We start from the raw sequence: 9632 nt of genomic DNA on the forward strand, positions 1-9632 counted from the left end.
GAGAGTAAAACCGCAGGTCGGACTCTCCAGAACGTCGTTCAATTGGTCTCGTAGGGATCCGATCGCAAGGCTGGTGCGTCCAATTGATGTGATGGGACGCAGGCGGGAACTCCTCGGCGGGCGGACCGAGCATGCGCTCCGGCAGGAATCGACCCCCGTCATCCACGGCATTCGCCACGATGGCGCTGCGACGCCGTCGAACGACGACGTTCTCGAGGCACTCGAGTCCGCGTACCCCGATCTCGTGTTCGTCTGCTGGAGCGCTGCGGCTCTACACGGTGTCGAGTACGCCGTCGGCCACAGGCCGGAGATCTGGCTTCCCGCGCAGGGGAGGCGACACGGCGTGGTGATGCGCTGCGGTCACCTCCCTGTCGAGGACGTCGTCACCGTGTCCGGGCACGTCGCCACATCGATCGTTCGGACCGCCGTCGACGTGGCCCGCTTCGCCGAGGGTGACGAGAAGATCGCGGGGGTGGATCAGTTCATCCGCGCCGATCGGCTCGGCAGGTCCCTGACCACGAAGGCCGCCATTCTCGCCTATCTCGACACGCATCCCGGTCTGTACGGGGCGAATCGGGTACGCGACGTCATCGCCGAGGCCAGCAACCGCGCGCAGTCCCCTTGGGAGACCTACTCACGCCTCGTCGTTCATCGATCTGGCCTCGACTTCTTCCGGCCGCAGCAACCGGTCCCCGGTACGCCCTTTCACGTCGACCTCGGTTCCGGGAAGTACCGCATCGCCATCGAGTACGACGGCGGCTACCACCGCTCGACAGAGCAACAACGCATCGACATCGCCCGCTGGAACGCCATCACCGACCAGAAATGGATCATCATCCGCGTCACCTCACCGATGCTCCTCAGCGGCCGAGCGACGTTCCTCGACCGCGTCGCCCGCGAGCTACGGACGCGGGGCTGGAGCGGACCGTCGCCCACGAACCCGCCCCTCAAACTCCCGAAGATCCACCGATTGAACGACGTTCCGGAGAGCAAAAGCGCAGGTCATAGTCTCCAGAACGTCGTTCAATCGGATTAGGGGAGCTTGCGCAGGGCCTGGAAGAACATGCCGTCGGTGCCGTGGAGGTGGGGCCAGAGCTGCACGTGCGGGCCGTCGCCCAGCGGCAGGTCCGTCTCGGGGACCAGCGGGCGGGTGTCGATCCGCTCCAGCCCGGCGGCCGCCAGCAGCTCCTCGTCGCCGACGATGCCGAGCGTCTCGGCGACGTGCGGGGAGCAGGTCGCGTAGAGCACCACGCCGCCCGGGCGGGTGAGCTCGGCAGCGGCGGTGAGCAGCTCGCGCTGCAGCACCGTCAGGCCCGCGACGTCGGAGGGCTGCTTGCGCCAGCGCGCCTCGGGCCGGCGTCGCAGGGCGCCAATGCCCGAGCACGGGGCGTCGACCAGAACCCGGTCGTAGCCCGGCTCCAGCCCCGACGCGCGGCCGTCGGCCACGTGCACATCCACGGGGAGCCCGCGAATCGCCTTGCGCACCAGCTCAGCCCGGTGCTCGGCGGGTTCGACGGCGTCGACGCGGGCGTCGTCGATAGCGGCGAGCGAGCCGAGCAGCGCGGCCTTCCCGCCCGGCCCGGCGCACAGGTCGAGCCAGCGGCCACCGTCGGGCCCCTCGAGCGGCGCGACCGCCGCCGCCCGGGCCACCAGCTGCGAACCCTCGTCCTGCACACCGGCGAGGCCGTCGCGGACGGGGTCCAGCGCGCCGGGATCGCCGCCGGGCAGGTACACCGCGTAGGGCGAGAGCCGACCGGTCTCCCCCTCGACGATGAGCGCCAGCTCCTCGGCCGAGATCTCCCCCGGTCGCGCGACGAGGTGCACAGGCGGACGGGAGTCGTCGGAGGCCAGCAGCGCCTGCAGCTGCCCCATCGAGTTGATGCCGTTGGCGCGCAGCGACTCCCAGAACGCCTCGGCGATCCACCGCGGGTGCGCGTACTGCATGGCCAGGTGCCCGAGCAGGTCGTCCGCGGCGGGCGGGGCCACGCGGGAGACCCAGGTGTCCTCGTCGTCCTTGGACACCTTCCGCAAGACCGCATTGGCGAAACCGGAGGCGCCGCGGCCGGCGGTCGCCTTCACGGCGTCCACGGTCTCGGAGACGGCGGCGTGCGCCCCCACCCGGGTGCGCAGCAGCTGGTAGACCCCCAGGCGCAGCGCGTCGAGCACGGGGCCGTCGATGTCGGCGACCGGGCGCCCGGAGGCGTCCTCGATCACCGCGTCGAGGAGGCCCTGGGCGCGGCAGGTGCCGTAGGTGAGCTCGGTCGCGAAGGCCGCGTCGCGGCCCTTGAGGCGCTTGTCCCGGAGAAGGCCGGGCAGCACCAGGTTGGCGTAGGCGCCCCGCTCGCGCACGGCGGCGAGGGTCTCGAGCGCGGCGCTGCGCGCGGGATCGGTCACTGGTCGCCTCCGAGGATCGTGCCGGACTCGACGCGGGCGCCACGCGCCCAGTCGGCGGCGGGCATGGGCTTCTTGCCGGGCGGCTGGACGGTGCCGAGCCGCAGGGGCGCGGTGGCGGTGCCCACGTGGACCTCACGCTTGGTGACCCGCAGCTCGCCGGGGGCCAGGCGCTCGGCCTCGGCGTCGACGACGGCGGGCCCGAGCTTGAGCCGCGCCTCGCCCAGCGGCACCCACGCGCCCGGCGCGTCGGTCATGGCGCGGATGTGCCGGTCGACGGCGCCGGCGGGCAGGTCGAAACGCACCCGCGCGGCGTCGACGGTGACCTTCGGCGCGTGCGAGACACCGTCGGTGGACTGGGGCTGGGCCTGCAGCGCGCCGGCCGCCACCCCGTCCACGGTGCGCGTCAGCAGCTCGGCGCCGTGCTCGGCGAGCCGGTCGAGCAGCACCGTCGCGGTGTCGTCGGGCCGGATCCGCTCGGTGAGCACGCCGAACACCGGGCCGGTGTCGAGACCCGCCTCGATGCGGAAGGTGGACGCGCCGGTGACCTCGTCGCCGGCCTCCAGCGCGGCCTGCACCGGGGCGGCGCCCCGCCACGCGGGGAGCAGCGAGAAGTGCAGGTTGATCCACCCGTGGACCGGGACGTCCAGGAGATCGGGCGGGATCATTCCGCCGTAGGCGACGACCGGGCAGCAGTCCGGCGCCAGGTCGACGATCGCCGCCCGCGCCTCCGGGTCCCGCAGTGTGGCGGGCGTGAGCACGGGGATCCCGGCCTCGTCGGCCACCTGCCCGACGGGCGAGCGGCGCACGCCGCGGCCGCGGCCCGAGCGGGCGTCGGGGCGGGTGAGCACGCCCACGACCTCGTGGTCCGAGGCGAGGAGGGCGCGAAGCGCCGGGACGGCGGGCTCGGGGGTGCCCGCGAACAGCAGCCGCATCAGGCGCGTCCGCCCGCGCCACCGGCACCGGCGGCCAGGGTGGCGGCCGGATCGGTGAACCACGGAGAGCTGCGGATCACCCGCATCACGGCCTTGCGCTCCTCGGGGTCGAGGCGGCTCAGGTAGAGCACGCCGTCGAGGTGGTCGCTCTCGTGCTGGATGCAGCGGGCGAGGATCTCGGTGGCCTCGAGGGTGACGGGGGCGCCCGTGACGTCGACGCCCTCTGCCACGACGTTCATGTGGCGGGTGCACTCGCCGCGCACCTCCGGGATGGACAGGCAGCCCTCGGCCGCGGTCTGCAGCTCGTCGCCGACGGCGCGCCACACCGGGTTGATCAGGTGGCCCTCGCGGCCGCCGCAGCCGTACACGAAGACCCGCTTGCTCACGCCCACCTGCGGCGCCGCCAGGCCGGCGCCGTTGTGGTGGTGCATCGTGTCGATCATGTCGTCGACCAGCCGCGCGAGATCGGCGTCGAAGACCGTCACCTCATCCGCGGGGGTGCGCAGTACGGGGTCCGGATAGATGCGAACGGGGAGCACACTCATCCCCCCATTATCCAGCCCGGACCGAACACGGGGCAGCGGCACCTGTCACAGCGGCGCGCCCGCACTAGCAGTTCGAGCCAGGGTTGCCTTAGGATTCCGGACGGAAACGCCATGAACCGCCCCGCCGGGCGAGAGAGGGTCGACGTGCTGTTCGCGCGCGCCCGGCGGCCGCTGATCGGCGCCGTCGTCTGCCTTTCCGTGCTCTTCGGCACGGGGTGCACCACCACCGTCACGGGTGGCAAGGGTGCTCCTTCGTCGTCGGCACCGGCGTCCCCCTCGGCGTCCTACCCCCCGATGAACCCGGCCTCGCTGGTCGGGAAGTTCCCCGTGACCCAGCCGCAGCGCATCGTCTACCCCGTCCCGGACGGGGTCCCGGATCCCGAGCAGAACTACGGCGAGCTGTACCTGCCCGCCAATCCGGCGCTCCAGCAGAACCCGTCGGGCGGCCCGCTCAGCGCCCGCACCACGATCCAGCTGCCCGCGCAGATCCCCGTCGTGGTGCTGCTGCACGGCGGCGGCTGGCGCACGCCCTCCGCGGCGGGATCGATGTCGGAGATGGCGCGGTCGCTGGTCAGCCACGGGGTCGCGGTGTGGAACGTCGAGTACCGGCGGATCGGCGCCGGTGGCGGCTACCCCACCACGCTCACCGACACCGCCGCGGCGATCGACTTCCTGCAGACGGTGAAGGCGCAGTACGCGCCGAACCTGGACCTGAACGACGTCGTCGTCGCCGGGCACTCCGCGGGCGGTCAGCTCGCCGTGTGGGCGTCCGCGCGCTCGATGCTCACGCCCGGGGCGATGGGCAGCGTGCCGGCGGTGACGCCCGCCGCGGTCGTCTCGATGGGCGGCGTCCTCGACATGCGCCGCGCGGTCGCCGACGGCAACGTCAACACCCGGCTCTTCCTGGGCCTGCCGGACGAGTTCCCGCAGCAGTTCGCCGTCGCCGACCCGATCCAGAACATCAACCCCAAGGTCCCCGTGACGTGCTTCAACGGCACCGCGGACCGCATCGTCCGGCCCGCCGGCTGCGAGGCCTTCGTCGCCGCGCTGAAGGCCAAGGGCGGCCGCGGCGAGACGGTGCTGCTGCCCGGCGCGGGCCACAACATCTACCAGCCGTCGCAGTCGCAGAACCGGTACTGGCCCGTCGTGCAGAAGGCGATCCTGGGCTACGTCGACGAGTTCCGGCCGCGCGGATGACGGCGGCGGGACCGCGGTCCCGCCGGGCGCAGGGCGCGAGCCTGCTGCAATCGCTTACACCGTAATGTGCCCCTGACGGTCATTACGGACAGAAGGGACTGTGCAATGGCGCACGTTGAGGGCACGCTGGGGACGCTGTACGACGAGGTCCTCCGGCGGAACCCCGGGGAGACCGAGTTCCACCAGGCCGCGAAAGAGGTCCTCGATTCGCTCGCGCCGGTGGTCAGCAAGCACCCCGAGTACGTCGACGCGGCCGTCATCCGCCGCCTCTGCGAGCCGGAGCGCCAGATCATCTTCCGCGTGCCGTGGCAGGACGACAACGGCAACGTGCAGCTCAACCGCGGCTTCCGCGTCGAGTTCAACTCCGCGCTGGGCCCCTTCAAGGGCGGCCTGCGGTTCCACCCGTCGGTGTACCTGGGCATCGTGAAGTTCCTCGGCTTCGAGCAGATCTTCAAGAACTCGCTGACCGGCCTGCCCATCGGCGGCGGCAAGGGCGGCTCGGACTTCGACCCCAAGGGCCGCAGCGACGGCGAGATCATGCGGTTCTGCCAGTCCTTCATGACGGAGCTCTACCGCCACATCGGCGAGTACACCGACGTCCCCGCGGGCGACATCGGTGTGGGCGGCCGCGAGATCGGCTACCTGTTCGGCCAGTACAAGCGGATCACCAACCGCTACGAGTCGGGCGTCCTCACCGGCAAGGGCCTCACCTGGGGCGGCTCGCAGGTGCGCACCGAGGCGACCGGCTACGGCGCGGTGTTCTTCCTCAACGAGATGCTCAAGACGCAGGGCGACTCCTTCGAGGGCAAGCGGGTCGTCGTCTCCGGCTCCGGCAACGTGGCCGTGTACGCGACGGAGAAGGTCGAGCAGCTGGGCGGCACCGTCATCGCGTGCTCCGATTCGTCGGGCTACGTGGTGGACGAGAAGGGCATCGACCTGGAGCTGCTCAAGGACGTCAAGGAGCGCCGCCGCGCGCGCATCGACGTCTACGCGGCCGAGCGCGGCGCGATCTTCGTTCCCGGCGGGTCCGTCTGGGACGTGCCGTGCGACATCGCGCTCCCCTGCGCCACCCAGAACGAGCTCGACGGCGACGCCGCCGACCGGCTGATCAAGAACGGCACGAACTTCGTCGCCGAGGGCGCCAACATGCCGTGCACCCCGGAGGCAGTGAAGCTCTTCGCCGAGGCGAAGGTCTCCTTCGCGCCGGGCAAGGCGGCCAACGCCGGTGGCGTGGCCACCAGCGCGCTGGAGATGCAGCAGAACGCCTCCCGCGACTCCTGGTCCTTCGACTACACCGAGGACCGGCTCGCCGACATCATGCGGGGTATCCACGACCGCTGCCTGGAGACCGCCGACGAGTACGGCAGCCCCGGCGACTACGTGACCGGCGCGAACATCGCCGGCTTCATCCGCGTCGCGAACGCGATGCTCGCGCTCGGCGTCGTCTAGCCCGCAGCACGCACACGACGAACGACCCGGCCCACCTCCAGGGGGCCGGGTCGTTCGCGCTATCCGACGGTGCCCGGATCGGGCGGGCCGAGCGCGCCCGGGCCGTCGGCCTCGTCGAAGATCAGCCACGTGCGGGTGGACCGCACACCCTCCAGCGCCTGCAGACTGACGAGCACCACGTCGCGCAGGGCGGCGTTGTCCGGCGTCCGCACCAGGAGCACCACGTCGAAATCGCCGCCGACCAGGGCGAAGTGCTCCACGTAGGGCAGCTCCCGCAGGTGCTCGGCGACGCCCTTCCACGCGTCCTGACGGATCGACAGCCCGATGTACGCCGACGTGCCGAATCCCGCACGGGCATGGTCCACCCGGGCGGTGTATCCGCGGAGGACACCGCTCCGCTCCAGCCGCTCCACCCGCACGTAGGCGTTCGCCCGCGAGACGTGCACCCGCTCGGCGAGCGCACGCATCGAGATCCGGCCGTCCTCCGCCAGCACCTGCAGGATCCGTCGATCGAAATCGTCCAGAGCCGAGTGCTCGGTACCGTCCGCCATCCGTCCAGCTCCGTCCCGCGTTCCGCATCGATTCCGGATCATCTGCTCCCGATTCAATCAATCCTACGACGATCGTCTCGCTACTCACCGGTTCTGGAGGAATCCCGTCCGCGGGGTGCGACTCTCGAAGAGCAGCCGACCAGGGAGGACGACGTGACCACGACCAGCGATCTCACGAGCGAGCCGACGTACCGGAAGTTCCTTCCGGCCGACACGCCCGTGCAGTACCTCGACGAGTCGGGCGAGCTCACCGACTCGCACGCCCGCTACCCCCATCCCGACGACGACCGCCTGGTCGAGATGTACCGGCTCATGGTGCTGGGCAGGCGTTTCGACGCGCAGGCCACCGCCCTGACGAAGCAGGGCCGGCTCGCCGTCTACCCCTCCTCGCACGGGCAGGACGCGTGCCAGATCGCCGCGGCGATGTGCCTGCGCCCGACGGACTGGATGTTCCCGACCTACCGCGATTCGGTCGCGCTGGCCGCCCGCGGCGTGGATCCGGTGCAGGTGCTGACGCTGCTGGCCGGCGACTGGCACTGCGGCTACGACCCCGCAGCCCTGCGCACCGCGCCGCAGTGCACCCCGCTCGCCACGCAGCTGCTGCACGCGGCGGGCGTGGCGCACGGCGAGGACCTGCGCGGCACCGACACCATCGCGCTCGCCCTGTGCGGCGACGGCGGCACCAGCGAGGGCGACTTCCACGAGGCGCTCAACTTCGCCGCGGTCTTCCACGCGCCCGTGGTCTTCCTGGTGCAGAACAACGGCTTCGCGATCAGCGTGCCACTCTCCCGGCAGACCGCCGCCCCGAGCCTGGCGCACAAGGGCGTCGGCTACGGCATCGGATCCGAGCAGGTCGACGGCAACGACCCGATCGCCATGCTCGGTGTGATGCAGGAGGCCGCCCACTTCGTCCGCTCGGGCAACGGGCCCGTGATCGTCGAGGCGCACACCTACCGGATCGACGCGCACACCAACGCCGACGACGCCACCCGCTACCGCTCCGCGGCGGAAGTCGAGGAGTGGATCCGCCGCGACCCGATCACCCGGCTGGAGACCCATCTCCGGGCGCGGGGCCGGATCGACGACGCCGCCGTCGCCGCGATCGCCGACGAGGCCGAGGCCGCCGCCGCGGACCTGCGTTCGAAGATGAACGCCGATCGCCCCGTCGACCCCGCCGACCTGTTCCGGCACGTCTACGCCGAACCCACCCCGCAGCTGCGCGAGCAGCAGGCGCAGGTCGAGGCCGAACTGGCCGCCGCGTCGGACGCCCAGGAGGACTGAGAGATGCCGCGACACACCATGGCCCAGGCCCTGAACACCGCACTGCGCGACGCGCTCGCGGCGGATCCCGACGTGGTCGTCTTCGGCGAGGACGTCGGCACGCTCGGCGGCGTCTTCCGCGTCACCGACGGCCTGGCCCGCGAGTTCGGGGCCGACCGCTGCTTCGACACGCCGCTCGCGGAGTCGGGCATCGTCGGCTTCGCCGTCGGCATGACCATGGCGGGCTTCAAGCCCGTGGTCGAGATGCAGTTCGACGCCTTCGCGTACCCCGCGTTCGAGCAGATCGTCTCCCACGTCGCCAAGCTCCGCAATCGCACCCGCGGTGCGCTCGCGGTGCCGATGGTCATCCGCGTGCCCTACGCCGGGGGCATCGGCGGCGTGGAGCACCACTGCGATTCGAGCGAGGCCTACTACGTCCACACGCCCGGGTTGAAAGTCGCGGCCCCCGCCACCGTCGACGACGCGTACACCCTGCTGCGGCGCGCAATCGACGATCCCGACCCCGTCGTCCTCCTGGAGCCCAAGCGCCTCTACTTCGCCTCCGCGGAGGCGGATCTGACGGTCGGCGCGCCGATGGGGCGGGCCGTCGTGCGGCGCGAGGGCACGGACGCGACGCTGGTCGCGTACGGTCCGTCGGTCGGCGTCGCGCTCGACGCCGCAGCGGCCGCGGCCGCGGCCGAGGACGGGATCTCGCTCGAGGTGGTCGATCTGCGTACGCTCGTCCCCTTCGACGACGAGACGGTGGCAGCGTCGGTGCGGCGCACCGGGCGGTGCGTGGTGGTGCAGGAGGCACAGGGCTTCGCCGGCGTCGGCGCCGAGATCGCGGCCCGCGTGCAGGAACGCTGCTTCCACCACCTGCACGCGCCCGTGCTACGGGTGAGCGGCCTCGACATCCCCTATCCCCCACCGAAGCTCGAGCGGCTGCACCTGCCCGGCGTGGACCGGATCCTGGACACCGTCGACCGGCTGCAGTGGGACGACCGCGTCGACGCGCGCTGGGCGGTGACGGCATGAGCGACCAGGTCTTCCTGCTCCCCGACCTCGGCGAGGGACTGACCGAAGCCGACATCCTGTCGTGGCGCGTCGGCGTCGGCGACACCGTGACCGTCGACCAGGTGGTCGTCGAGGTGGAGACCGCCAAGGCGGCCGTCGAGGTGCCGGTCCCGTTCGCGGGCACCGTCATCGCCCTCCACGGCGAGCCGGGCGAGACGCTGCGCGTCGGCGCGCCGCTCATCTCCGTCGGCGTCCTGACCCCGACCACCACCGCCGCCCCGCCCCTCGAC

General features: G+C 71.8%; 10 protein-coding genes. 6 read left to right on the forward strand and 4 right to left on the reverse strand.

The annotated features are described in order from the left end of the window. Positions 1–91: 91 nt before the first annotated feature. Positions 92–1036: an endonuclease domain-containing protein gene (locus LB823_RS09460; protein WP_224646712.1), complete on the forward strand. Its 945-nt coding sequence runs from the start codon at positions 92–94 to the stop codon at positions 1034–1036. Here the strand turns inward: LB823_RS09460 and LB823_RS09465 are convergent. Genes LB823_RS09465 through def form a run of 3 tightly spaced genes read right to left on the reverse strand, consistent with a single transcriptional unit; the run spans position 1033 to position 3871 of the window. Beyond that, entirely contained in the window at positions 1033–2445 is a 1413-nt protein-coding gene (locus tag LB823_RS09465) for a transcription antitermination factor NusB (RefSeq protein WP_255603282.1), read from the reverse strand. The two genes, LB823_RS09460 and LB823_RS09465, sit on opposite strands and share 4 nt — an antisense overlap. After that, positions 2391–3326 (reverse strand): methionyl-tRNA formyltransferase, encoded by a 936-nt coding sequence (locus tag LB823_RS09470; protein ID WP_224646715.1) that lies wholly within the window; start codon positions 3324–3326, stop codon positions 2391–2393. The genes LB823_RS09465 and LB823_RS09470 overlap by 55 nt, the downstream gene beginning before the upstream one ends. Further along, on the reverse strand, positions 3326–3871 hold the full coding sequence (gene def, locus LB823_RS09475) for a peptide deformylase (protein ID WP_224646716.1): 546 nt from the start codon (positions 3869–3871) through the stop codon (positions 3326–3328). Before def ends, LB823_RS09470 begins: the two co-directional genes overlap by 1 nt. Before the next feature lie 111 nt (positions 3872–3982). Here def and LB823_RS09480 point away from each other — a divergent pair, with 111 nt between their 5' ends. Further along, positions 3983–5068: a S9 family peptidase gene (locus LB823_RS09480; RefSeq protein ID WP_224646717.1), complete on the forward strand. Its 1086-nt coding sequence runs from the start codon at positions 3983–3985 to the stop codon at positions 5066–5068. A 105-nt stretch (positions 5069–5173) separates the two neighbouring features. Then, the gene (gene gdhA / locus LB823_RS09485) at positions 5174–6517 is read left to right on the forward strand and encodes an NADP-specific glutamate dehydrogenase (RefSeq protein ID WP_224646718.1); all 1344 of its coding nucleotides are present in this window, start codon (positions 5174–5176) and stop codon (positions 6515–6517) included. A 59-nt stretch (positions 6518–6576) separates the two neighbouring features. On the opposite strand, the gene LB823_RS09490 is transcribed toward gdhA, so the two are convergent. Continuing rightward, positions 6577–7068 (reverse strand): Lrp/AsnC family transcriptional regulator, encoded by a 492-nt coding sequence (locus tag LB823_RS09490; RefSeq protein WP_224646719.1) that lies wholly within the window; start codon positions 7066–7068, stop codon positions 6577–6579. A 153-nt stretch (positions 7069–7221) separates the two neighbouring features. On the opposite strand from LB823_RS09490, the gene pdhA reads away from it, so the two are divergent. The 3 genes from pdhA to LB823_RS09505 form a co-directional block, all read left to right on the forward strand. Further along, on the forward strand, positions 7222–8349 hold the full coding sequence (pdhA, locus tag LB823_RS09495) for a pyruvate dehydrogenase (acetyl-transferring) E1 component subunit alpha (protein ID WP_224646720.1): 1128 nt from the start codon (positions 7222–7224) through the stop codon (positions 8347–8349). Between the two features lie 3 nt (positions 8350–8352). Beyond that, positions 8353–9363, forward strand: coding sequence for an alpha-ketoacid dehydrogenase subunit beta (locus LB823_RS09500; RefSeq protein WP_224646722.1), 1011 nt, complete (start codon positions 8353–8355; stop codon positions 9361–9363). Continuing rightward, positions 9360–9632 (forward strand): biotin/lipoyl-containing protein (locus LB823_RS09505; protein WP_304941275.1); only part of this gene is annotated, 273 nt, incomplete at its 3' end. The genes LB823_RS09500 and LB823_RS09505, both read left to right, overlap by 4 nt.

This window comes from Tsukamurella sp. M9C, from assembly GCF_020169415.1.
In the GTDB taxonomy this organism is placed as follows: domain Bacteria; phylum Actinomycetota; class Actinomycetes; order Mycobacteriales; family Mycobacteriaceae; genus Tsukamurella.

Excerpts from the sequence above, each read along its gene's own strand:
- LB823_RS09500 (WP_224646722.1), top strand. The coding sequence starts at position 8,353 with ATGCCGCGACACACCATGGCCCAGGCCCTGAACACCGCACTGCGCGAC.
- LB823_RS09460 (WP_224646712.1), top strand. The coding sequence starts at position 92 with ATGGGACGCAGGCGGGAACTCCTCGGCGGGCGGACCGAGCATGCGCTC.
- LB823_RS09470 (WP_224646715.1), bottom strand. The coding sequence starts at position 3,326 with ATGCGGCTGCTGTTCGCGGGCACCCCCGAGCCCGCCGTCCCGGCGCTT.
- def (WP_224646716.1), bottom strand. The coding sequence starts at position 3,871 with ATGAGTGTGCTCCCCGTTCGCATCTATCCGGACCCCGTACTGCGCACC.
- gdhA (WP_224646718.1), top strand. The coding sequence starts at position 5,174 with ATGGCGCACGTTGAGGGCACGCTGGGGACGCTGTACGACGAGGTCCTC.
- LB823_RS09480 (WP_224646717.1), top strand. The coding sequence starts at position 3,983 with ATGAACCGCCCCGCCGGGCGAGAGAGGGTCGACGTGCTGTTCGCGCGC.
- LB823_RS09490 (WP_224646719.1), bottom strand. The coding sequence starts at position 7,068 with ATGGCGGACGGTACCGAGCACTCGGCTCTGGACGATTTCGATCGACGG.